The organism is Paraburkholderia haematera, from assembly GCF_905220975.1.
In the GTDB taxonomy this organism is placed as follows: domain Bacteria; phylum Pseudomonadota; class Gammaproteobacteria; order Burkholderiales; family Burkholderiaceae; genus Paraburkholderia; species Paraburkholderia haematera.
This window is the reverse complement of the sequence record NZ_CAJNBK010000003.1, coordinates 368,205-390,767: the sequence shown is the minus strand read 5'-3', so window position 1 is coordinate 390,767 and position 22,563 is coordinate 368,205. Positions and strand designations below refer to the sequence as shown.

General features: G+C 61.5%; 19 protein-coding genes and 1 pseudogene. 14 read left to right on the top strand and 6 right to left on the bottom strand.

Going from position 1 to position 22,563, the window contains the following annotated elements:
• The first annotated feature begins 147 nt into the window (after positions 1-147).
• Both KHO23_RS08980 and KHO23_RS08975 read left to right on the top strand, forming a co-directional pair.
• Positions 148-345, top strand: coding sequence for a ribbon-helix-helix protein, CopG family (locus tag KHO23_RS08980; protein ID WP_011493367.1), 198 nt, complete (start codon positions 148-150; stop codon positions 343-345).
• 130 nt (positions 346-475) lie between these two features.
• The gene (locus KHO23_RS08975; protein WP_211610645.1) at positions 476-865 is read left to right on the top strand and encodes a hypothetical protein; all 390 of its coding nucleotides are present in this window, start codon (positions 476-478) and stop codon (positions 863-865) included.
• Positions 866-1,070: 205 nt separating this feature from the next.
• Here KHO23_RS08975 and KHO23_RS08970 read toward each other — a convergent pair whose 3' ends face one another.
• The gene (locus KHO23_RS08970; RefSeq protein WP_211610644.1) at positions 1,071-1,886 is read right to left on the bottom strand and encodes a fused MFS/spermidine synthase; all 816 of its coding nucleotides are present in this window, start codon (positions 1,884-1,886) and stop codon (positions 1,071-1,073) included.
• Positions 1,887-2,485: 599 nt separating this feature from the next.
• Between KHO23_RS08970 and KHO23_RS08965 the strand changes: the two genes are divergently transcribed.
• Positions 2,486-3,463, top strand: coding sequence for a beta-ketoacyl-ACP synthase III (locus tag KHO23_RS08965; RefSeq protein WP_211610643.1), 978 nt, complete (start codon positions 2,486-2,488; stop codon positions 3,461-3,463).
• A gap of 191 nt (positions 3,464-3,654) precedes the next feature.
• Here the strand turns inward: KHO23_RS08965 and KHO23_RS08960 are convergent, their stop codons facing one another.
• Together KHO23_RS08960 and KHO23_RS08955 are read right to left on the bottom strand one after the other, a co-directional pair.
• On the bottom strand, positions 3,655-3,921 hold the full coding sequence (locus KHO23_RS08960) for a hypothetical protein (RefSeq protein ID WP_211610642.1): 267 nt from the start codon (positions 3,919-3,921) through the stop codon (positions 3,655-3,657).
• A gap of 186 nt (positions 3,922-4,107) precedes the next feature.
• Positions 4,108-4,293, bottom strand: a pseudogene (locus KHO23_RS08955) (phosphate acyltransferase); the annotation flags it as partial.
• A 173-nt stretch (positions 4,294-4,466) separates the two neighbouring features.
• Between KHO23_RS08955 and KHO23_RS08950 the strand changes: the two are divergent.
• From KHO23_RS08950 to KHO23_RS08935, 4 genes are all read left to right on the top strand, one after another.
• Positions 4,467-4,718 (top strand): hypothetical protein, encoded by a 252-nt coding sequence (locus KHO23_RS08950; protein WP_211610641.1) that lies wholly within the window; start codon positions 4,467-4,469, stop codon positions 4,716-4,718.
• Positions 4,719-4,794: 76 nt separating this feature from the next.
• On the top strand, positions 4,795-6,864 hold the full coding sequence (gene rpoD, locus KHO23_RS08945; RefSeq protein ID WP_236066757.1) for an RNA polymerase sigma factor RpoD: 2,070 nt from the start codon (positions 4,795-4,797) through the stop codon (positions 6,862-6,864).
• Positions 6,865-7,172: 308 nt separating this feature from the next.
• Positions 7,173-7,640, top strand: a complete 468-nt coding sequence (fabZ, locus tag KHO23_RS08940; protein ID WP_211610640.1) for a 3-hydroxyacyl-ACP dehydratase FabZ — start codon at positions 7,173-7,175, stop codon at positions 7,638-7,640.
• 565 nt (positions 7,641-8,205) lie between these two features.
• Positions 8,206-9,075 carry an NmrA family NAD(P)-binding protein gene (locus tag KHO23_RS08935; protein WP_211610639.1) on the top strand — a complete coding sequence of 290 codons (870 nt, stop codon included), beginning with the start codon at positions 8,206-8,208 and terminating at the stop codon, positions 9,073-9,075.
• A 117-nt stretch (positions 9,076-9,192) separates the two neighbouring features.
• Here the strand turns inward: KHO23_RS08935 and KHO23_RS08930 are convergent, their stop codons facing one another.
• Positions 9,193-10,107 (bottom strand): glutaminase, encoded by a 915-nt coding sequence (locus tag KHO23_RS08930; protein ID WP_211610638.1) that lies wholly within the window; start codon positions 10,105-10,107, stop codon positions 9,193-9,195.
• Positions 10,108-10,254: 147 nt separating this feature from the next.
• Between KHO23_RS08930 and KHO23_RS08925 the strand changes: the two genes are divergently transcribed.
• Positions 10,255-11,019, top strand: coding sequence for an AraC family transcriptional regulator (locus tag KHO23_RS08925; RefSeq protein ID WP_211610637.1), 765 nt, complete (start codon positions 10,255-10,257; stop codon positions 11,017-11,019).
• 22 nt (positions 11,020-11,041) lie between these two features.
• On the opposite strand, the gene KHO23_RS08920 is transcribed toward KHO23_RS08925, so the two are convergent.
• Positions 11,042-12,619, bottom strand: a complete 1,578-nt coding sequence (locus tag KHO23_RS08920; protein ID WP_211610636.1) for a DHA2 family efflux MFS transporter permease subunit — start codon at positions 12,617-12,619, stop codon at positions 11,042-11,044.
• Positions 12,620-12,925: 306 nt separating this feature from the next.
• On the opposite strand from KHO23_RS08920, the gene KHO23_RS08915 reads away from it, so the two are divergent.
• The 3 genes from KHO23_RS08915 to KHO23_RS08905 all read left to right on the top strand — a co-directional run bounded on the left by KHO23_RS08915 (position 12,926) and on the right by KHO23_RS08905 (position 15,983).
• Positions 12,926-13,585: an alpha/beta hydrolase gene (locus KHO23_RS08915; RefSeq protein WP_211610635.1), complete on the top strand. Its 660-nt coding sequence runs from the start codon at positions 12,926-12,928 to the stop codon at positions 13,583-13,585.
• A 191-nt stretch (positions 13,586-13,776) separates the two neighbouring features.
• On the top strand, positions 13,777-14,829 hold the full coding sequence (gene mreB, locus KHO23_RS08910; RefSeq protein WP_211610634.1) for a rod shape-determining protein: 1,053 nt from the start codon (positions 13,777-13,779) through the stop codon (positions 14,827-14,829).
• 368 nt (positions 14,830-15,197) lie between these two features.
• The gene (locus KHO23_RS08905) at positions 15,198-15,983 is read left to right on the top strand and encodes an alpha/beta fold hydrolase (RefSeq protein ID WP_211610803.1); all 786 of its coding nucleotides are present in this window, start codon (positions 15,198-15,200) and stop codon (positions 15,981-15,983) included.
• Positions 15,984-15,997: 14 nt separating this feature from the next.
• On the opposite strand, the gene KHO23_RS08900 is transcribed toward KHO23_RS08905, so the two are convergent.
• Positions 15,998-16,399, bottom strand: a complete 402-nt coding sequence (locus tag KHO23_RS08900; RefSeq protein ID WP_211610633.1) for a hypothetical protein — start codon at positions 16,397-16,399, stop codon at positions 15,998-16,000.
• 433 nt (positions 16,400-16,832) lie between these two features.
• Here KHO23_RS08900 and gltA point away from each other — a divergent pair, with 433 nt between their 5' ends.
• From gltA to KHO23_RS08885, 3 genes are all read left to right on the top strand, one after another.
• Positions 16,833-18,131 (top strand): citrate synthase, encoded by a 1,299-nt coding sequence (gene gltA, locus KHO23_RS08895; RefSeq protein ID WP_211610632.1) that lies wholly within the window; start codon positions 16,833-16,835, stop codon positions 18,129-18,131.
• Between the two features lie 1,145 nt (positions 18,132-19,276).
• Positions 19,277-21,556 carry an amylo-alpha-1,6-glucosidase gene (locus tag KHO23_RS08890; protein ID WP_211610631.1) on the top strand — a complete coding sequence of 760 codons (2,280 nt, stop codon included), beginning with the start codon at positions 19,277-19,279 and terminating at the stop codon, positions 21,554-21,556.
• A 97-nt stretch (positions 21,557-21,653) separates the two neighbouring features.
• Positions 21,654-22,508 carry a MurR/RpiR family transcriptional regulator gene (locus tag KHO23_RS08885; protein WP_211610630.1) on the top strand — a complete coding sequence of 285 codons (855 nt, stop codon included), beginning with the start codon at positions 21,654-21,656 and terminating at the stop codon, positions 22,506-22,508.
• Positions 22,509-22,563 lie beyond the last annotated feature (55 nt).

Genomic DNA, 22,563 nt, shown 5'->3' with positions numbered 1-22,563 from the left:
GTCGTTTGCTTCCCGGTCTCTGCATGGCTGGGCATCGGCGATACAAGAGGGAATCGCCGGCCACCGTGTGATTCTGGCGCGACGAAGATGACTCGGGCCCCACGATGTATTATAATTTAATTAACATACTTGGACTTCGCCCCCGTCATGGAAACGAAAAGCGCTCGACTCACGATTCTGATCGATCCTGTGAAGAAGGAAGCGTTCGAAAAACTTTGCGCGGCGCAGGACCTGACGCCCTCACAGGTGGTGAGGCAACTGATCCGCGACTACCTCGATCAGCATGGCGTCAGCTACCGGACCAAAAGCGCAATTGGCGCGCGTCCGCGCCGAAAAACCGCCTGAGGTACGCCTGCGTCAGGCTAGCGATGTGATCCCGCGCAGGCATCGCGCTGGGTGCTGGTTCTACGGCACCACGGGTCTCTTCGGCAGCGTGCTTCAGCCTGCATCGGGAAGATAGCACGATGAGGGTAACGTGACGATGTACGGTCGTCGCGGTCGCAACTATATGACAGGTCGCAGGATGCACCGACTTGAGACGAACGCAGAGTTGCTGTGCTTTCTCACGTTATCCGAGATATTTGCCTTTCGCACCACCGGAGCGTGGCTGCAGCCCCATCATCTTGTTGAGAGCACGAGGATCTGGCTGCGTCGCCACGATCATCATGCCGACTGGCGCCTGCGGGTTGAATTAAGCCGAATGGCCGCGGATCTCGCGCAGCAACTCATGAACGCCGGCGACATCGTGCGCGGCCAACCGGACGCATCCTGGTTCTTCACCCGCGACATGCAGATCAACTTCGCATCACCGCGGGTGATCGTCGTCTACGCCACGATGCGTGGCTGCCCTGAGCAGGGACATTAGCGGCCGTGCGGCATAGCCCTGGCATGCGACGCACCACCGATGCTGACTGGCCCATCCCGGTTCCCGGCACCTTGAATGTCATGTCTTCCTGGAGCCTTTGCATGAGGTGCCTGTATCGACCGTCGTGAGTGCCTGCATGTTAGTGGACGCGTCACGCGGCGCTTCCGTTCCGGCCGCGCAGATCGCGCGTCCGTCAGCAGTTTCGTTAGCCGGTCAGCTCCTCGCCGATTGTCCAGTCCGAAGCGAGCCCCACGCCTTGTTTCAAGCGGCGCGCGGTCCCGCGCAGGTTCAGGGGATGAGTCGTGGCCAGGCCGCGTGCACGCGCGAGCAGCGTATCCCGGGAGGGAAGTCTCGGCGCACCCTTCCAGGCAAATAGCGTGTAGTTGCCACTGTCCTCGGCCAGGAAAATGGAAAGCGACTCACCGAACACTGAACGCGCCTCGTCCAGGTAGTATGGAATATGGGGATCGTCGTCAACGAAGTTTGCGACCATCACCCCATCACCCGTGAGCCGCGCATGGCAAGCCGAGTAGAAGGCGGCGTTGCCCAGCTGTGCGGGCATGCCGTGTGCCAGAAAACCATCCACCAGAATCACGTCCGGGCACGCATCGTTGCTCCTGACGTATTCCGCCCCGTCCGCGCAGATTACTTCGAGCCGCTCATCATCGGGCGGAATGCAAAATGTGTCGCGCAACGCGATCACCCCGGGATCGATCTCGATGGCCACTATCCTTGTATCCGGAAGATGCCGGTAGCAGTACTTGGCCAGCGATCCGCCGCCCAGGCCGATCATGGAAATTCTGGTGGGCGCCGGCTGCAGCAGCAGGAATCCCATCATGGTCCGGGTGTAGCCGAGCGCCAGCCTGTCAGGGTCACGCCGGGACATGAAACTTTGCGTGGCCAGCAGATCGAAATGCAGCGAAAGCGCGTGCTCGGTTTCCAGCACCACGGGCGCACCGTTCGCGGATGGCCCGGCAAGAAACTTCATATAGGCGTCGAACGACGCGTGAGAGTGATCCATGCTGCGGTCTGAATGACGTTCCTGTTCGGTTTCGGTCCACCCACTGCATTGGAATGATCTCGGCGTCTTCGGGCTGACTGGCGACCCGCATTTGCACTCCGGTTCCAGTGCGGCCAGTCAGATGTCCTGTCTTCACGACCATTAACCTGCGACGGAACGGCTAGATCCCTGGGGCACAAACCTGTTCCAAAGGCAGGCGGTTAACGATGATAATGATGATAATGATATTATCATGGCATACGCTCCTAATTTGTCTGACATCCAGGCGCACCCGGGTCACGGTGATGATCAATCCAGCGAACAGCGCAACCCGTTGAAACACATCCTCATCAATGTCTGCATGCCGTTGACTGGCTCGTTGGCGACTGGGCAGGGGTATACGGGAAGATGATGCCTGGGTATGCGCGGGGACGAATCCAGAAGCCTGAGACCGATCGTGCTGCAGTCTGCAGAATGGCATTTGCGATACGCCGTCAGCGCATATAGCGGCTGGAGTTGCCGTTCATTGCCAGTGACAAAGCTGATATCAGACTCGCTCACTCCGGGATGTCGTTCCTGACAGCGGCGAGCTTCCTTCCACATTCTGACCGGTGTTATTCATGTCATTTGCACGGATTGTCGGAACAGGTAGTTTTCTGCCTTCGAACGTCATTTCCAACGCGGACCTGGTGTCGCAACTTGCCAGCAGGGGCATCGAAACGAGCGATGACTGGATCTATTCACGCAGCGGTATCCAGTCCCGACGGTTTGCTGACCGTCAATCGCAAACGAGCGATCTTGCCGTAGCGGCCGCATTTAGCGCGCTGTCTGCAGCGGCAATCGAAGCGGATGCCGTCGATCTGATCGTAGTCGCCACCACCACACCCGATGCAATCTTTCCGAGCACGGCCTGTCTTGTCCAGCGGAAACTCGGAATACGAAACGGCTGTGCGGCCTTCGACATTCAGGCGGTGTGCGGTGGGTTCATCTATGCACTCACTGTTGCAGATGCTCTGATACGGGCCACGTCAGTCAGGACGGCACTCGTCATCGGAGCCGAGACATTTTCGAGGCTCCTTGATTTTGAGGACCGCAGTACCTGTGTGCTGTTTGGCGACGGCGCAGGCGCCGTGATCCTGAGCGCATCTGAGGAGCCGGGGATACTCGGCGCCGCCTTGCATGCCGACGGGCACCACTCGGACATCCTTAAAGTGTCGGGCAGCATTGCCGGTGGCGCTGTGTTGGGAGATCCGTTTTTGCGCATGGATGGGCCCGCAGTGTTCAAGCTGGCGGTCGGTGCGCTCCAGTCGGTAAGCGAGGAAGTCGCCGCAAAGTGCGGACTGGCGATGTCAGACTTCACCTGGGTCGTACCTCATCAGGCGAACATCCGCATTATGGAAGCCACGGCACGAAAACTGGGCATCCCGGTCGACCGTCTGGTCGCTACTGTCCACGAGCATGGCAACACGTCCGCTGCTTCCATCCCCCTCGCGCTGGATCAGGCTTATCGGGACGGCCGGATCTGTCGCGGTGACAGGGTGTTATTGCACGCAGTGGGTGCTGGCGTGACATGGGGTGCTTTGGCAATGCAGGCTTAGGCGAAATTCATAGGGAGGCCGATTTCCATAAGCGTTCTGCGCTATGAGAGTAGGGCGCCGCACCCCGTGTCCGCGGCGCTCCTGATTACGACGGAGCGGAAAGGTAGACGACGGCAGGCAGCTGACAACGTTCAGCGTGTGCTGGCGGTCGTCACAGGCACCAGGCGACACAGCGACGCTTCAGTTCTGCGTTAGAGATCGTCAGCCGAGAGCCTTATCCGTTCGCCAGTGCCCGGAAGCGCTTTCCGCACTACCGCCTGCAGCAGTTTGCGCCTGCCAAGTTCGAAAGCGAGCAGCAACTGTTTCGCGGTCCCGTTCCCAGCGCCGAGTTTTTCGCAAACCGCTTCAGATGGCAGCGTAAAGGCGCAGTATCCCCAGCCGAAGCGGTACGCCGAAAACCAGACGGCCGAGTCGGAAGAAAGAATTGGTGCAGTGAGGTTCGTACCGGGCTGATCCATGGCTAATACCTTCCTGTCCGATTGGAGTGGTTCAAGATTCCTGCGCAGCGAACCTGGAGAAATCACGGTGTGGCGGTAATAGTGAGGTGCCTCACGCGGCGCTGTCCCGTTTGCCACGGCGCGCGAGTTTATTAGTCTACATCGGGGATCCTTCAGGCGAGATGCTTACCTGTGACAGTTGAAACGTCATGTGGTCCGGGACGAAGGGAATGCGGCACCCGCATCGGCGACGACCAGTGCAGTCATGTTGACGATGGCGCGCACCGTGGCGGACGGAGTCAGCACATGCACCGGCCTGGCCGCGCCCAGCAGCATTGGACCGATCGTGACGTTGTTGCCTGCGGCCGTCTTGAGCAGGCTGTACGCGATGTTGGGGTAGGCATGATGTCTCCTGGTTAACGACATTGGCAGACAATGATAATGATATTATCACGTCAACTGCATGTGCAGAGGAGCTGTGACGCCAGACCAGACGGCACCACGCGCGCCTGTCACGGCCCTGCAAGGCTGAACGACCGACAGAAATGGATCAAGGGAAAGCTCAGATGAATTCAGCTCCACGTAACTACGGCCTTGGGCGTCTGCGCCTGTATCACGATCCGGTTAGTCCTGATAGTCATCAGACGCATCGCGACGTCATGCTGCAGGCATCACCCGATGGCAGAACCGCCGTGCTCGTCGAGATCGAGGAGCGGTACAGCGATCACCATGCGACGGGTCCCGAACAGGAGGTTCGGCATGAGATTTCGGTGTCTGAACTTGTTCAACTGATCAGGGCGCATGGTGCGCGCCTCTGAGATGGTTCATCACCTCGCGAAGGCTGCCGCACGTGCTGCGTGCTAACCCGGACGTCATATTCAAAGGAGCGGCCGCGTGACGAAGAATGCAGTGAAGAAGCAGACACTGGACGTGGTGCCGGACAACATCAACGTGAATAATGGACCTGCCGGTATTGCAGCCACGGGTCGCCCAAGCACGGCCGATGCGGCCGGAACCGTTCCACTGCGGACCGGTTCACGCCGGATTAAAGCGAACGCACTTGTGTACGACACCGGTGCCGCGCTACCAGATGAGTCCGCTGGAGAAAACGACGACGGCCGCTCGGGCCTGCGCGCGCTGATCAAGCTCGGAAATGAGCGCGGTTTCGTCATTCGTGGGGAAATTAGCGATTGCCTGCCTGAGCGCCTGGCGCAACCTGATGCGATAGAAAACGTGATCAGAGCCTTCAGTGACATGGGCATCGCCGTATTCGAGCAGGCACCGGACGCCGAGTCCATGGTGATGCACGATCATGCGGTCGCGGGTTCGTCTGATGAGCAGGTCGAGGAAGAGGCCGTGGCGGCCATCTCAAGTGTGGACGCCGAGTTCGGCCGCACCACCGATCCCGTGCGCATGTACATGCGCGAGATGGGTACCACTGAACTCCTCACCCGCCAAGGGGAAATTGCGCTTGCGCGGCGCATCGAAGAGGGCCGCAACGACATGATCCGGGCCATCTCTTCGTGCCCGACAACGATTGCGGAGATACTGGCGATCGCTGACGCTGTTGCAAGCGGCGCAACCCCCATCGAAGAGTTCGTCGATGGGATGATCGACCCGGCTGCAGTGGAAACGGATGACGTTGTTGCCGTCGCGGAGGAAAGCGTCGACGGCGATCCGGTTCTCGGCGAGGATCAGGAAGACGAAGATGATGACGGTGCTGAAGCCGCGTCGGCCAATCTGCAGAGCGAAACCCTGAAGCGTGACGTGCTGGCGAAGCTGGCGACGGTAGCTGACTGGTTCGAGCAATTGCGGCATGCATACGAAACGGAGGGTTACGGATCGGGGCGTTATCGCGCCGCACAGGCAGTGATCGAGACCGAACTGATGACGATCCGCTTCACGGCGCGCACGATTGAGCGTTTGACGGGCGCGTTGCGGGTATCGGCTGACGGGGTCCGGACCATCGAGCGCGAAATTGCGCGGATCGCGGTTGACCGGTGTGGTGTGCCTCGCGACATGTTTGTCGCGCATTTCCGGGGCAACGAGACCAACCCGGCGTGGCAGCAACAACTCATCACGGCACGACACCCGTTCAGTGGCGTGCTGGAGCGAAACCTTCCTGCGATCCAGCTGGAACAGGAAAAGCTGCTTGCTTTGCAAAAGCGGGTCGTGCTGCCGCTCGATGACTTCAGGGAGGTCTGTCGCGCGATGACCGCAAGTGAGGCGAAAACGCTGCGCGCGAAAGGCGAAATGATCGAAGCGAACCTTCGACTGGTGATTTCGATCGCGAAACGGTACGTGAACCGCGGCCTGCTGTTTCTCGATCTGATACAGGAAGGCAATATTGGTCTGATGCGCGCCGTTGACAAGTTTGAATACCGTCGCGGCTACAAGTTCTCTACCTACGCGACCTGGTGGATCCGGCAGGGCATCAGCCGGTCGGTCGCCGATCAGGCGCGCACCATCCGGGTCCCGGTTCACATGATCGAGTCGATCAACAAACTGAAACGGATCTCGCGGCAGATCCTGCAGGAGACCGGCCGGGAACCCGATGCCGCCGTGCTGGCTGAGCGGATGGAGATGCAGGAAAACAAGGTTCGGGCAATGCTGCGGATCGTCAGGGAGCCGGTTTCCCTGGATGCGTCCGTCGGGGAAAACGACGACACGTCGGTAGGCGACCTGATCGAGGACCCTGCGGCGATTTTGCCCGACGATGCAGCGCTGCACGCCAGCATGCGGGATGCCGTCAGCGAGGCGCTCACGACCTTGACGCCGCGCGAAGCGAAGATTCTGCGCCTGCGTTTCGGTATCGAGAGCGGCAGGGATCACACACTGGAGGAACTCGGACAACAGTTTGAGGTGACGCGCGAACGGATCCGTCAGATTGAAGCCAAGGCACTGCGCAAGCTGCGGCACCCGGCCCGGTCCGGGCGATTGAAGTCGTTCATGGACGAGAAGTAGAAACCAGAGGCGAGACACGGCCCTATGGCGCCGGGTACACCGGATGAGAAACGAGGTGCCGCGTTGATGTGCAATCCCGACAGACTGTGCGACCGAATCAGGGCTTTCGAGGCATCGGCTGCCGATGCCTCGGGAGACAAGGCGTGAGCACCGGGCAAGGTTCGAGCGGGTATCAGGCCGGAAGGGTCGGTTGCTTTGACCGGGTGGCATGCTGCCGCTGGATCACCGAAACGGCGGCAACATGCGTTACCTACCTACACCAGCATCCGGAGTGATCATCGCGCGGTCAACGCGTTAATAGAAATACCATGAGCACTGAAAAAATCAATCTCGACATTCACAGGATTCTCACGCTGCTGCCGCATCGCTATCCAATCCTGCTGGTCGATCGGGTGCTGGAACTCGAGCCGCACAAGGGCATCAAGGCGCTGAAGAACGTGTCAATCAATGAACCGTACTTCATGGGCCACTTCCCGAGTCGTCCGGTGATGCCGGGCGTGCTGATTCTGGAAGCGCTCGCGCAAACGGCTGCGCTATTGACCTTCTCGGAAGAGCCGCATGATCCGGCCAACACGCTGTACCTGTTCGTCGGCATCGACAACGCGCGATTCAGGCGTGTGGTGGAACCCGGCGACCAGCTGATCCTGAACGCGACGTTCGAGCGGCACAAGCGCGGTATCTGGAAGTTCAAGGCACGCGCCGAAGTGGATGGCGTGGTCGCGGCGGAGGCCGGTTTGATTTGCACGATCAGACAGACGGATGGAGACGGCCAGTAAGATAGCCGATACGAGATCTTGCGTAGATGAATCGGGAGCTGCTGCGTAATTTTATAAATGTCGCAGCGAATGCGGCTGGGTTTCTCTCGACGGTTAACGCATGAACAACGGAGGGTCTGAATAATCTACAACGGTACCGCACAATTGACAGCCGTGACTGTAGCCGACGACCTCGTCACGGTCTTCAATAAGGTTTACGGGCACGTCCAGATCGGGGATTTGGCGTCGCTCGATAAGGCGCTTCAAAAAATCGTGACGCGAGCCGAGCGAGAATTTTCAGCCTGTGGCGCTCTCACGGAGAGCCGCCGGCAGTTATTGATCGACTCTGTGGCGGATACGGCCCGTCCGGTGGACGTTTGCCGGGTACGCGCCGACGCAATAACTCCATCTAATGTCGTTTTGTATCCGTATCTAATGTCGGGCGACACGTCGCGGGTCGCCGGATATGCATCTGTCAATGCCATGGCGTCATTAAACAAATGACATTAATGCTCTCGTGAACTTTCTGGGAAGCGTCGAGAATGACGCTCGGCGCGGCATTGGCCTTATTCAAGGAGCGACGAGCATGTATGCAATTACCGGTGTGACAGGGCAGGTGGGTGGCGCGGCGGCACGCGCCCTATTGGACGCGGGGCACGCAGTGCGCGCCGTCTTGCGCGACAAAAGCAAGGTGGCGCAATGGCGGGAGCGAGGCGCCGACGTGGCGATCGCGTCGTTCGACGACGCGGACGCGCTCGCCGCGGCGTTCAGCGGGTCGGCAGGTGTTTTCGTGATGGTGGCGCCGAACTTTGCGCCGCAGCCGGGCTATCCGAACGCGCACGCAGCGGCGGCAGTGCTGAAAGAGGCACTACAAAAAGCGAGGCCGGAGCGCGTCGCGATGCTCTCGTCGATCGGCGGACAGCGTGACTCGGGTCTCGGTCTCATCACGCAAGTGCATATTCTCGAAGAGGCGCTCGCGGATTTACCGATTCCGACGGCGGTTTTGCGGCCCGCGTGGTTTATGGAGAATTCGTTGTGGGATATTGCGCCGGCGCGCGAAACGGGCGTGATGCCGAGCTTCCTGCAACCGCTCGACCGTGCGTATCCGATGATTGCGACAGCGGATATCGGTCGCGTGATCGCTGAAACGCTTGGTCAGTCGTGGCAAGGGCGCCGCGTGATCGAGATTGAAGGACCGCAGCGCTATACGCAGGATGAAATCGCCGCGCTACTCGGCGGCGTGCTTGGCCGTTCGGTGAAGGCTCAGGCGGTGGCGCGCGATCAGTGGGAGGCGCTGTTCCAGTCGCAAGGCACGGCGTGGCCCGCGCCGCGCATCGAGATGATCGACGGCTTCAATTCAGGGTGGATCGATTTCGAAGACGGCGTGAACGAACGGGTGGTCGGCAGTACCGCTTATGAGACCGTCATGGCGGAGTTGGTCGGGCGCGCGGGCTAGGCGGCCGTTCAGCGCTGGCGGCCGACGGCGGCATGGCGAGGACGGCAAGGACGGTGAGGACGGTGAGGACGGCAAGTATCCGGGAAGGCCGCCCCCTGCGGCCACCGTGGTGCGGCGTCAAAAAATCGACTGCCCCGTATAAGTCGTCAGCCATTCCAGCGCCAGCACCCCCGCCAGCGAATTGCCATTGCTGTCGAGCCCCGGCGACCACACGCACACTGCCATCTCACCCGGCAGCACCGCAACGATCCCGCCGCCCACGCCGCTTTTCGCCGGTAAACCGACCCGGTAGACGAAATCGCCCGCCGCGTCGTAGGTGCCGCAGGTCAGCATCAGCGCGGAAAGCCGCTTGGCGGAACTCGTGTCGAGAATCCGCTCGCCGGTGGCGGGCACCACCCCGTGATTGGTCAGAAACAGCGCCGCCTTCGCCAGCTCGACGCAGCTCATCGAAATCGCGCACTGCCGGCAATATGCGTCGACCACCACTTCCGGCGGCATCTCCATGTTGCCGAAGCTCGCCATGAAATGCGCCATCGCCCGGTTGCGGTGGGCGTGCTGCAACTCGGACTGCGCGACGCGCGAATCGTAGTCGATACTGGTATCGCCCGTCAGCCGCCGCATGAATTCGACCAGCGCCGTTTCGGCCTGCACGAAACGCCGGCATAACACGTCGGTGACGACCAGCGCGCCCGCATTGATGAACGGATTGCGCGGCTTGCCGTGTTCGGCTTCGAGTTGGACCAGCGAATTGAAGGCGTTTCCGGACGGCTCGCGCCCCACGCGCTGCCAGAGTTCGTCGCCGAGCAGCCGGAATGCCATGGTGCATGCGAACAGCTTGGAAATACTCTGGATGGAAAAGCGCGTGTCGGCGGCGCCGGTGCGGAACACGTCGCCGGAGGCCGTGACGATCGCCATGCCGAAACTGTCGGCGGGGACATTCGCAAGCTCCGGGATGTAATCGGCGACCTTGCCGGTGCCCAGATAAGGCTGAAGATCGCGATGAATCTGTTCGAGAATGGATGCGTAGTTCATTGGGCTCGGACCGTTGAACCCGCGATTCTACTGGCAACCTGGCGCGAATTGTTCACTCGGCGAGGCCCTGCCGGGTTCGAAGAGCGTTTCGCAGGGCTATGCTAATCTTGCGATGTTTCTTACGACAACCGGGCAAAACGGACATCCATGACGCAAGCCTTCGATCCGGACGACGTCGCGCGTCCGGTATTCGTGGTCGACGAGCGTTACGACGCGCTGGACGAGCCGTGGCGCGCCTATCGCCGCGCGCGGCTGATCCACGTGAGCGCCGGCGTGCTGACCGTGCGCACCGAAACCGGACGATGGGTCGTGCCGCCGGGTCACGCGCTCTGGTTGACGGCGAACGTGCAGCATTACCTGTCGGCCGCCGAGCCGGTGCAATTCCATTCGCTGTATGCCGATACAGATGCCGCGCCGCTGCCTTCGCAAAGCGGCGCGATGGCGCTCGACCGTCTGGCGGAAGCGTTGCTGAGCGCGGCGGCCGAACTGCTGCACGACAAACCGCATGACAAACCGTTCGACGAACCCGCCGAGCGCCTTCTGCAAGTCTTGCTTGACCGTCTGTCCGGGTTGCCCAGCGTGCCTCTCGCGCTGCACTGGCCGCGCGATCCGCGGATCCAGCGGATCGCCGAAGCGCTGAACGCCAACCCGGCGGAACCGGCGGTGCTCGACGATCTGGCCGGGGCCGCAGGCGTGACCGCGCGCACGGCGGCGCGCCTTTTCGTCAAGGAGACCGGGCAGACCTTCGGCCAGTGGCGCCAGCAACTGCGGCTGCTGGTTGCGCTGGAGCGCCTCGGCGCCGGGGCGAGCGTCACGCAGGTGGCGCTCGAAGTCGGCTACAACGACGTGTCCTCGTTTATTGCGGTGTTCCGCGACGCCTTCGGCGACACGCCCGCCCGCTATTTCCGCTGATGCAGCGCCGAAAACGCTGCAATCAGTGCGCGCCCGCCGCACTCGCTCCGCCGCCGCCCTTGGCCGGCTTCGTAATCCAGATCAGCGGAATGATCAGAATGAAAATGATCGCCGACACATAGAAGATGTCGTTCAGGCCCATCATCGCGGCCTGGGTGTTGACCGTGAAATCGAACAGCGAGTGGGCCGATTGTAGATTCAGATGCAGCAGCGACTGGGTCGAATCGATCTGCTGGTTGAACAGCGGATTGTTGATGGTGGCCTGCTCGGTCAGCCGTTCATGGTGCAGCACCGTACGGTTATTCCATTCGTTGCCGGCGATCGACGTGCCCACTGCGCCGCAAAACACCCGCACGAAATTCGACAGGCCGGCTGCCGCCGGAATCTTGTTCGGTGGCTGGCCCGACAGAATGATCGCCGTCAGCGGCACGAAGAACAGCGCCATCGGAATGCCTTGCAGCAGCGTGGGGAGCACGAGGTGCCACGTGTCGATTTCGATCACGTACTTCGAGCGCATATAAAACACGATCGCAAAGCCAATGAACGCGAGGGTCGCGATGATGCGCGCGTCCGAGCGCGGCAGCACGCGGCCCATCACCGGCGCGAGCAGCACCGCGAAGACGCCGAGCGGCGCGGTCACGAGACCGGCATCCACGGAGCGGTAGTTCAGATACTCCTGCATCCATTGCGGCAGCAGCACCAGGTTGCCGAAGAACACGCCATACGCCACTGAAATCGCAATCGTGCCGCCGAGAAAATTGCGTTGCTGGAAGAGCCGCAAATCGACGATCGGATTCTCCTCGGTCAGCTCCCATACGAGGAAAAACGCGAAGCTGATCAACGCGGTGACACCGAGAATCACGATCACCGGCGAGGAGAACCAGTCGAGGTCCTTGCCCTTGTCGAGCATGATCTGCAGCGACGCAACCCACGTAATCAGCAGGCCCAGCCCGACCACGTCGATGGGTGGCTTGCGGGTTGCGGACTCGCGGGTGCGGTAGATCATCCACGTGACGCCGGCCGCGAAAATGCCGACCGGGATGTTGATGTAGAAGATCCACGACCAGCTATAACTATCCGTGATCCAGCCACCGAGCGCGGGGCCCGCTATCGGGCCGACAGTGGCCGTCATGGCCCATAGCGAGAGCGCGGTCGACGATTTCTCCTTCGGATACGAGCCGAGCAGAATCGCCTGCGAGAGCGGAATCAGCGGGCCGGCCACCGCGCCCTGGAACACCCGCGCAACCAGCAGGATCGGCAGCGTGGGTGCAATGCCGCATAACCACGAGGCCAGCACGAACATCAGAATCGCGCCGACGAACAGCTTGATCTGGCCGATGCGCTGCGTGAGCCAGCCGGTCAGCGGAATCGAGACGGCATTGGCCGCGGCGAACACGGTGATGACCCACGTGCCTTCGTCGACCGAGACGCCGAGGTTGCCCGAAATGGTTGGAATTGCAACGTTCGCGATCGACGTGTCGAGCACGTTCATGAAGGTGGCGAGCGCGACGGCGATAGTCGCCAGAACCAGTTTGCCGCCTTGTAGCGGCGGCGGTGGTGCGGGCGGCGTGGCGGAAGGGGCGGATTGGGGCTGGCTCAAAACGATTCTCCGGATTGCGATGCGGCGGATGTTCTGCGCGATGCCTGATACGCTGCCCGGGCAATGCGCTGGGCAACGCGTCGAATGCTCGCAAAAGCATACCTGTATTCACGTTCTGGCGTCGTCGAGTCATGCAGGTCCGGCGGCGCAAATCAATCCGGCAGCGTATGCTCGCGGCTTAGGCGGCATCGCGCTTCGCGAAGCGACGTGACGTGATGCTGCAGGACGCCAGCACGTTGCCGGGTGATTGGCTATGCGTGCGGAAACACAGACCGAAAATATAGCGAGTACAGAGAGGAGTTGAATATGGCCTGGGAGCAATTCGAACACGGCTGGCGGCGCGCGCCTGCGACAACGCCGGCCAGGGAATTGGTGGTGCTGATGCATGGCGTGGGCAGCAATGCGCGAGATCTGATGCCGCTCGCGGACATCTGGAGCGAGAGCCTGCCGGACGCGGCGTTCACATCGCTCGACGGTACCGAAGCCTTCGACGGCGGTTTCGGCGGACGCCAGTGGTTCAGCCTGCGCGACGTCGACGAGGGCAATCGCGAGGCACGCGTCGCGGCCGCCTATCCGGCGTTGCGGCGCATGCTCGAGGCGGAACTCGCGCACTGGCAGCTTCCTTTCGGCCGCCTTGCATTGGTCGGCTTCTCGCAGGGCTCGATCATGGCGATGCATCACGTGGCGGCCAGCGTGGAAGGCGCTGCCGGTGTCGTCGCGTATTCGGGGCGGCTCGCGTCGGCGATCGTTGCGCAGAACGGCACACCGCTCACGCTCGTGCACGGCGAAGACGACGAAGTGATCCCGGTGCAGGCGCTCGACCATGCCGCGGATGCATTCAGCAACGCCGGCTACACGGTCGATGCCTTCGCGTTGCCCGGTATTGGTCACACGATTAATGCCGACGGCGTCGAGCTCGGCAAGCGGGCGCTGGAGCACGCACTCGGCGCTTTGTCGCGCGACTGATACGGTCGCAATTGAAAAGTGGCCCTAAAGATTCTGATTTGCTTGCCGTTAACTGCTCATTAGCATGAAAATCACCCCCGCCGCGCGGATCGCGCTACGCCCACCAGGGCGTGCCAAGCGGTTCGGGTGACCGGGGGCGCATTTTCCAGACTGCCCGGCAAGGGCGGATAACGACACATCAGAGCCTTCCTATGGCCAGACCGACGCCGCATTACCCGCTTTTCGATCGACTGTTCCGTCATTCCGTGGCGGTGGACCTCGGCACGGCCAATACCCTTATCTATACCGACAACGGCGGCATCGTACTGAACGAGCCGTCCGTCGTGGCGTTCCAGAAAGAGTCCGCGGCCGGGCAAAAACGCGTGGCCGCGGTGGGCACCGAAGCGCGCCAGCTGCTCGGCCGCGCGCCGAGCAACGTCGAAGCCGTGCGGCCGATGCGGCACGGCGTGATCGCCAACTTTTCCGCCGCCGAACAGATGATTCGCCAATTCGTCGTCATGGCTCGCCCCCGGCCGTTGTTCAGCCGCCGCGCCGCGTTCACCCTGTGCGTGCCGGCCGGCGCGACCCAGGTCGAACGTCGCGCGATCAAGGAAGCCGCGGTGGCAGCCGGTGCGTGGAAGGTCAGTCTGATCGGCGAATCGCTGGCGTCGGCGGTGGGTGCGGGCCTGCCGGTATCGGAGGCGGTCGGCTCGATGGTGGTGGATATCGGCGGCGGCACGACCGAAGTCGGCGTGATCTCGCTCGGCGGCCTCGCGTATAGCGGCTCGATCCGCGTGGGCGGCGACAGTTTCGACATGGCGATCGTCAGTTACGTGCGCAATCTGTATGGCGTGCTGCTTGGCGAGCAAACCGCCGAACACGTTAAGAAGGGTATCGGTTCGGCCGTGCGCGACGTACCGGTCGAGCATATGAACGCGACCGGACGCAGCGTCGAAGATGGCTTGCCGCGCACGGTCCAGTTGAGCAATCACGATATCGCCGATGCGATCGACGGCCCGTTGCGTCAGGTGATCGGCGCCGTGAAACGCGCCCTTGAATCGGCGCCGGCCGAACTGGTGACCGACATCGCGCACAGCGGCATCGTGCTGACCGGCGGCGGCGCGCTACTAGGCAATCTGGGCCGTCGCCTGACCAACGAACTCGGGCTCGATGTTCGCGTCGCCGATGAACCGCTCACCTGCGCGGTGCGTGGCGCGGGCGCCGCGGCGGCCGCCGGTTTGCTCGACGACAGCGCGTACGAATGATCTGATGCGGGACGTGTCGCGTTACAGACGTCTGAAGCCGGGCTAACCGGGGGGCGTCGGCGGGCGCGTTGCGCTGGCTGCGAGGCGAGTCGCATGGGGCACGCGGCGCAGATCGCGCGGCGCCCGGCGAAGTCGCAACACGCACGCGGAACGGGCCTCGGCGCAGTGTCGATGGCTGTGTGACAATACTTTCCGCGTCCCAATTTTAGGGACGCGAACACGCTTTCTTCTTCGAATTTATTTCTGGCCGGCACGCCGATGGTTTCAGCTGTCGCCGGGCCGTCCGTGAACCACCTGTGAATCAATCCGCTTCCGCTTCGTCCTCTCCCGCATCTCCGTCCTTTATCGAACTGCATAGCGGCTTACGCATGCCCTATGTGGAAGCCGGGGAGGGCGAACTGCTGCTGTTCGTGCATGGCTCGCTGTGCGATTACCGCTACTGGCAGCCGCAACTCGCGGGGCTGTCGAAGCAATACTGTTGCGTTTCGGTGAGTCTCACGCATTATTGGCCGGTGACGGATACCGAGCCTGACCAGCCGTTCAGCTGGAGCGAACATGCGGACGACGTAGCCGAATTCATCGATCGATTCGGCGCCGGACCGGCACACGTGGTGGGGCATTCGCGCGGCGGCTGTGTGGCATTCCATTTCGCGCGGCGCCATCCGCAGTACGTGCGCACATTAACGCTTGCCGACCCGGGCGGCCCGTTGCAGATCGCGGGGCGAGCGCCAGCGAGTTTGCCGGAGACCGTCAACGCATTGCGCGCGAAGGCCGCGCAGCTAATCGAAACAGGGGAGGTGGAAGCCGGTTTGCAGTTGTTCGTCGATTCGGTGAGCCGTCCCGGTTTCTGGGCGATGAGCACGCCGGGCTTTCGCAGGATGGCGACCGACAACGCACACACGCTCGCGCGGCAATTTCGCGACCCGTTGCCTGCTTACGTACCCGAGCAGGCGGCCGAGGTGCGTTGCCCGGTGTTGCTGATCGACGGAGAAAAGAGTCCCGACATGTTTCGCCGCACTGCGACGGCGCTGCAAACGTGGCTGCCGGATTCGCGCCGCGAAACCGTGCGCGGCGCCTCGCACGGGATGAATCTTGCCCATCCGGCAGCGTTCAATCGCTACGTCGACGAGTTTATTCGCTCAGTGGACGTTTGAATCGCCGGCGCAGTTCAAGCCTTGCGGTGCGCGTCTTTATCGAGCTCGCGTTCCGCGGCTTCGCCGACGAGGCCGTGGTAATACAGGTGCACACCGATCGCGAGCGAGTCGTTGCGAATTTCGTGGAACGCTTTCCACGCCTTCACGGGGTCTTTGAATAGCAGATAGTGCGCTTCCTGCGCGATCAGATCCGCGACTTCATGCAGGCCATGGCCGTGCAACACATCCACGAGCGTATCGAGACTGCGATGGGTGCGCGCGTCGGTGCGTGGGTACAGCATATGCAGCACCGCCACGTCTTGCGTCTTCAACGCCGCCGACAATGCCACCACGATGTCCTGATGATTCAGCGCGGTAACGATCTTGTCTTCGTTGTGGACGTGATCCGGAAACAATGTTTCGAGCGAGGCGTTCATCGGGTCCTTCCTGTTCTTCTGACTGATTAAAAAGGCCCGCCGTAGGACGGCGGGCCAAAGACAGCGATGTGTTCGCAGGGGAAGCAAAACACAGATTCAGTATCGCAGAGCGGCGTTGCTTGTGCAGCTTGCCCGCTGCAAAACATTGTTGCGGCAAGCGTGCTAACTTTCATTGAACTCGCCACGCCGCTTAGCGTGCACGGTGCGTTGTCGTGCCTTGTCCTTCCGCCGGTTTCCGCGCGTTTCAGGCGCCGGAGTCCATCTTTACGGCAACGAATGTTGCGCGAGTCGAGATGGATTGTTGCTGTCAATCGACGCAATCGGGGCCCCTTCGGATCGTAGAATGCGAAGCGGAGCCTGAGCATGCCAAGCGGTGATCCGACGATCGGGCATGCCGGCATGTGTGCGATGTGAAAGTAAAAGGAACGTGTAGATGAACTCGAAGACACACGCAACGCTGAGCTTTTCCGACAGCGATCAGACGATTGATTTGCCCATTTATCAGGGCACGCTCGGGCCGGATGTCATCGATATCCGCAAGCTGTATGGCCAGACGGGCAAGTTCACGTACGACCCGGGCTTCATGTCCACGGCGGCGTGCAATTCCGAAATCACCTATATCGACGGAGACAAAGGCGAGCTGCTGTATCGCGGTTATCCGATCGACAATCTGGCGCAAAACGCCGACTTCCTTGAAACGTGTTACTTGCTGCTGAAGGGCGAGTTGCCGAATGCGCAGCAGAAGGAAGAATTCGTCACCACGGTTACGCAGCACACGATGGTGCATGAGCAGATGCATTTCTTCTTCCGCGGTTTCCGCCGTGACGCGCATCCGATGGCGATTCTGGTGGCGGCGGTTGGCGCGCTATCGGCGTTCTATCACGACTCGCTCGACATCAGTAATCCGCAGCACCGCGACGTATCCGCGATTCGCATGATCGCGAAGCTGCCGACCCTGGTCGCGATGGCGTACAAGTACACCGTTGGCCAGCCGTTCGTTTATCCGAAGAACGATCTGTCGTACAGCGCGAATTTCATGCGGATGATGTTCGCCAATCCGGCGGAGGAGTATCAGGTCAATGACGTGCTGGTGCGCGCGCTCGACCGTATCCTGATCCTGCACGCTGACCACGAGCAGAATGCCTCGACCTCGACAGTGCGTCTGGCCGGTTCGTCGGGCGCGAATCCTTTCGCGTGTATCGCGGCGGGTATTGCCTGTTTGTGGGGGCCGGCGCATGGTGGCGCGAATGAAGCGGCCTTGAACATGCTGGAGGAGATTGGTTCGGTCGACAATATCCCTGAGTTCATTGCGAAGGTGAAGGACAAGAACTCCGGTGTGAAGCTGATGGGTTTTGGTCATCGCGTCTATAAGAACTACGATCCGCGTGCGAAGTTGATGCGTGAGACTTGCTATGAAGTGCTGGAAGAGTTGGGCCTGCACGACGATCCGCTGTTCAAGCTCGCTATGGCGCTTGAGAAGATCGCTCTTGAGGATGAATACTTCGTTTCGCGTAAGTTGTATCCGAATGTCGATTTTTATTCGGGGATTGTGCAGCGTGCGTTGGGTATTCCGACGGCGATGTTTACGTGTATCTTCGCGATGGCGCGTACGGTGGGGTGGATTGCGCAGTGGAACGAAATGATTGCGGATCCGGAGCAGAAGATTGGGCGGCCGCGGCAGTTGTTTGTCGGGGAGACTCAGCGTCAGGCTTTGCCGCTTGCCAAACGATAAGGGTTTGGTTGCGCAGCGCTTGATTCTCTGTATGCCTATGGCGTTGGCCTTTCCTTGATTTCTTAGTGGTTTATTAGCGTTCCCCCTGTGCGGGGGGGCACCTACTTTTCTTTGCCTGCCGCAAAGAAAAGTAGGCAAAAGAAAGCGGCTCACACCGCCAGCTCATAAGCGGGTCCCCCGCGCAGCCACGGTAGTGGTGCATCTGGAATCTGTGTTCTCGCACATTCGGCGTGAGTGACACAGCAGTCATACTTCCCGCGGCGCTGCGCGCGCCGACTCGCAGTTCATAGAACCATCGGTTCGGTTTTGCGTGAGCGTTACCTGACGCCGCGGCTTGCCGGTGTATCCCCAGGTATTCTCCGATGCGTCAGCGCTTCATTCGAAGTGCGAATTCAGACCTGCACGCGCTGCCACGGCTTGTTGTCGTTCGGAGCGCCGAGCGGCATTTCCTCGCGCCGATGTATTTTTTCATCTCGCCGACGCAGTACCGGAACCACAACTGAAGTCCCGGGGTTGTCTTGCAGACCGGTTCGCGCCGAGGCGAAGCCGATGGCCCCACCGGACACAAACGAAGCCCATGGTTTCCCATGCATACCCATCCGCGACGCACGTAGTGCGGAGTGGGAGCGAACGATACCTTTGTCACTCACGCGGAATGTGCGAGAACACGGATTCCAGATGCACCACTACCGTGGCTGCGCGGGGGACCCGCTTATGAGCTGGCGGTGTGAGCCGCTTTCTTTTGCCTACTTTTCTTTGCGGCAGGCAAAGAAAAGTAGGTGCCTGCCCCGCACAGGGGCGACGCTAATAGACCACTAAGAAATCAAGGAAAGGCCAACGCCATAGGCATACAGACCAACAAGCGCTGAACAAAAAAAGAAGGCCAACACCCTAAAAACACAGACCCTAACCCCCGCGCGGGGAACAAAAAAAATCCTACCCTGCACGTCCCATGCCAAAACCAAAAAAATCGAACCTCCCTTGTGATAAGTTCGTCTGACGCAAACAGACCCTCTACAATCGGAAGCAACGAACCAGCAGCCCCCAGCACCGAAACCGAAAGCCCCCGCGAAAGCGAAAGCAAAAGCAAAAGCAAGAGCGAAAGCAACAGCAACAGCAAAACCGAACCCAAAGGAGCGACCCTGATGCAGCAGCCAGAAGCCCTCGGCGGCCTGTCCCACTCGGGCGGAATCGACCACCGCGAACCCGAGCCGGACGGTGCATTCATCCCGACGGAAAACCTCAACGTCGCGAGCGCTACCCAGCACGTGCTGAAGTCCGGCGACACCTTCATCGTTAATGACCCCCTCGGCGATATCACCGGCCACGACGACGGCCTGTTCGTCAACGACACCCGCGTTCTATCCGCATTGCGCCTCACCTTCGGCGGCCGCGCGCCCTCGCTGCTCTCGGGCAGCGTCAGCAGCGACAACACGTCGTTCACCGCGCATCTGACCAATCGCCCCCTGCCGCCGCTCGGCGGTGACAGCACGCCGGAAGGCGTGATCCACGTCGAACGTGTGCGCGTGCTCTCGGGCACCGTGCTCAACGAAGCCATCGAACTCACCAACTACGGCACGAGCGATGCAGTCGTGCCGCTGTCCATCTCCTTTGCCAGCGATTTCCGCGACATGTTCGAAGTGCGCGGCCTCAAGCGCGATAAACAGGGCCGTGTCGAACCGGCGCGCGTCGAAAACCGCGAAGTGCTGCTCGGCTATATCGGTCTCGATGACGTGGCGCGCAATGTGCAGATCGCCTTCTCACCGGAACCGGACAAGCTTTTCGCCGATCGCGCGGACTACACCGTCAAACTGCCCGCGCAAGCGTGCGTGTCGATCTATCTGTCCGTCTCGGTGCAAGTGATCGCGCAGCCCGACAAACCGGCCGCGGGTGTCGCACAACCCACCCACGCGGTGAGCGAAGCCCATCTGTCGCAAATCGACGCGGAACGCCCGCGTGTCGGCCGCGCTGCAGTGCGCGCCGCGATGGTCGACGCCCACCTGGTGATGCGCGAACGGCGCCGCGTCACCGCGCGCGTGCGTTCGAGCAATCCGCTGTTTAACGCATGGATCGAGCGTTCGCTGGCCGATCTGGGTCTGCTGACCACCGATCTCGCCACAGGGCCGTACCCCTACGCGGGCATCCCGTGGTTTTCAACGCCGTTCGGCCGCGATGCGATCATCACGTCGTTACAGACGCTATGGCTGCAACCGAATCTGGCCGCGGGCGTGCTGCGCTTTCTCGCCGAACATCAGGCGCGCGCGAATTCGCCGTTTCGCGACGCCGCGCCCGGCAAGATCATGCACGAGATGCGCAAGGGCGAAATGGCCGCCACCGGCGAAGTGCCGTTCGCGCTGTACTACGGCGGCGTCGACAGCACGCCGCTCTTCATCGTACTAGCCGGTGCCTATGCGGCACGCACGGGGGATATGGCGCTGATCGACGAGTTGTGGCCGGCGCTGGAGCGCGCGGCGCAATGGGTCGCGGGCGTGTGCGACAAGAATCGCTATGGCCTGCTGGATTATCAGCGCGAGTCCGATGGCGGTCTCGCCAACCAAGGCTGGAAGGACAGCCACGACTCGGTCTTCCACGCCGACGGCCGCTTCCCCGACGGTCCGATCGCGCTCGTCGAAGTCCAGGCCTATGCGAGCGCGGCATTCGACACGATGGCTCACTTCGCCAAGCTGCGCGGCCTGCACGATCAGGCAAAGCAATACAGCGAGCGCGCGAAAAAAATCCGTCAGTGCGTCGAAGAAAAGTACTGGATGGAAGAGTCCGGCTTCTACGGTATCGCGCTCGACGGCCACGGCGAACTGTGCCGTGTGATGGCGTCGAATGCGGGTCACCTGCTGGCCTTCGGTCTGCCCTCGCGCGAGCGTGGCGAAGCCGTGGTGCACGCGCTCGACTCCACGCTGTTTCATACCGGTTGGGGCGTGCGTACGCTGGCCGCGAGCCAGGCGCGCTTCAACCCGATGGCGTATCACAACGGCTCGGTCTGGCCGCATGACAACGCGCTCTGCGCGCGCGGCCTGTCACGCTATGGCGGCAAGGCGGCGGCCGTGCGGCTGCTGCAGGCGCTATTCCAGGCGGCAGTCAATTTCGACATGCGTCTGCCCGAACTGTTCTGCGGCTTCCCGCGGCGCCGGGGCGAGCCGCCCACCGCCTATCCGGTCGCCTGTTTGCCGCAAGCCTGGGCGGCAGGCTCCCCGTTCATGATGCTCGAAGCCTGTCTGGGCATCACGATCGACGCGGAGCGGCGCGAAGTCGTGATCGAGCAGCCCATGCTGCCCGAGGGCATCGACTGGCTCGAAGTCGGCGATCTGAAGGTGGGCGATTCATCGGTGTCGATCACGTTCCGGCGGATCGGCGACAAGGTGGTCGCGTCGGCCGAGCAGGGCGACGTGCGGGTGGTCGCGCTTCTCTAGACGCCTGCTTGAAACACGCTGGAAGTTCTGTTGGATGCGATGCACCGGGTGGTAACATTTGTTGTCATTCTTATCGACCGCTCGCCCGGACCATCGCATGCCAGACAGTTTTGACCAGCTCGCCGCCCTGATTCGGGCGCGCTTCTCCGAACTGAGTCCACAGTTCCAGATGGGAGCAGGGTTCCTGCTCGATCATCCCGACGAAGTCGCAGTCTCGTCGATGCGCAAGGTGGCCGAGCGGGCGCAGGTGCAACCCGCCTCGCTGGTACGCCTGTCGCAGCAATTGGGTTTTCCCGGCTGGAACGAATTGCGCAACCTGTTCGTCGCGCGAGTCCGCACGCGGCCTGAGCCGCTCACCAGCCGCGCCCGTTCGCTCGTCAAATCGAAAGATGCGCTGGCCAACGACCTGCTGGTCGCGCAACAACACAATCTTGAAGTCACTGCCGCGCATAACGGCCGCGTGATCGTCGAAGCGGCGCGTCTTTTACGGCGCGCGCCGCATGTGCATGTCGCGGGCTTTCGCTCCTGTTACGCGGTGGCGTTCGGCCTCGTCTACGGCTATCGGCTGTTCCGCCCCTCGGTGTCGCTGCTCAACGGCGAAGCCGGCACGCTCGAGATGCAACTGCGCACGGTCGAACGTGACAGTGCCACCATCGTGATCAGTTTCGCGCCGTATTCAGTCGAAGCGGCACGCGTGGCCGAAGCCGCGCTGGAAAAAGGCAGCAAGCTGATCGCGATCACGGACAGCGCGGTCTCGCCGATCGCGTTGAATGCCGACAAGGTGCTGATCTTTTCGCACGAAAGCCCGTCGTTCTTTCCTTCGCTAGTGGCGGCCACGGCGATTTCCGAATCGCTGGTCGCGCATCTGCTCGCGCTGGAAGGGGCGGGCGCCGTCGAGCAACTCGGCATTGCGGAGCAATCGCTGCATGACAAGGGCGCGTACGTCCCTTGATGTTCGCCGTCTGAACCCGCGGGAACCCGGCGGCGGAGCAGCGCCGCTCCGTTTG

What these genes read in the sequence shown, in the direction of transcription:
- KHO23_RS08980 (WP_011493367.1), top strand. Translation starts at nt 148, where the DNA reads ATGGAAACGAAAAGCGCTCGACTCACGATTCTGATCGATCCTGTGAAG.
- KHO23_RS08885 (WP_211610630.1), top strand. Translation starts at nt 21,654, where the DNA reads ATGCCAGACAGTTTTGACCAGCTCGCCGCCCTGATTCGGGCGCGCTTC.
- KHO23_RS08915 (WP_211610635.1), top strand. Translation starts at nt 12,926, where the DNA reads ATGGCCTGGGAGCAATTCGAACACGGCTGGCGGCGCGCGCCTGCGACA.
- KHO23_RS08890 (WP_211610631.1), top strand. Translation starts at nt 19,277, where the DNA reads ATGCAGCAGCCAGAAGCCCTCGGCGGCCTGTCCCACTCGGGCGGAATC.
- KHO23_RS08905 (WP_211610803.1), top strand. Translation starts at nt 15,198, where the DNA reads ATGCCCTATGTGGAAGCCGGGGAGGGCGAACTGCTGCTGTTCGTGCAT.
- KHO23_RS08935 (WP_211610639.1), top strand. Translation starts at nt 8,206, where the DNA reads ATGTATGCAATTACCGGTGTGACAGGGCAGGTGGGTGGCGCGGCGGCA.
- KHO23_RS08950 (WP_211610641.1), top strand. Translation starts at nt 4,467, where the DNA reads ATGAATTCAGCTCCACGTAACTACGGCCTTGGGCGTCTGCGCCTGTAT.
- gltA (WP_211610632.1), top strand. Translation starts at nt 16,833, where the DNA reads ATGAACTCGAAGACACACGCAACGCTGAGCTTTTCCGACAGCGATCAG.
- fabZ (WP_211610640.1), top strand. Translation starts at nt 7,173, where the DNA reads ATGAGCACTGAAAAAATCAATCTCGACATTCACAGGATTCTCACGCTG.
- KHO23_RS08930 (WP_211610638.1), bottom strand. Translation starts at nt 10,107, where the DNA reads ATGAACTACGCATCCATTCTCGAACAGATTCATCGCGATCTTCAGCCT.
- KHO23_RS08900 (WP_211610633.1), bottom strand. Translation starts at nt 16,399, where the DNA reads ATGAACGCCTCGCTCGAAACATTGTTTCCGGATCACGTCCACAACGAA.
- KHO23_RS08925 (WP_211610637.1), top strand. Translation starts at nt 10,255, where the DNA reads ATGACGCAAGCCTTCGATCCGGACGACGTCGCGCGTCCGGTATTCGTG.
- KHO23_RS08970 (WP_211610644.1), bottom strand. Translation starts at nt 1,886, where the DNA reads ATGGATCACTCTCACGCGTCGTTCGACGCCTATATGAAGTTTCTTGCC.
- mreB (WP_211610634.1), top strand. Translation starts at nt 13,777, where the DNA reads ATGGCCAGACCGACGCCGCATTACCCGCTTTTCGATCGACTGTTCCGT.
- KHO23_RS08960 (WP_211610642.1), bottom strand. Translation starts at nt 3,921, where the DNA reads ATGGATCAGCCCGGTACGAACCTCACTGCACCAATTCTTTCTTCCGAC.
- KHO23_RS08965 (WP_211610643.1), top strand. Translation starts at nt 2,486, where the DNA reads ATGTCATTTGCACGGATTGTCGGAACAGGTAGTTTTCTGCCTTCGAAC.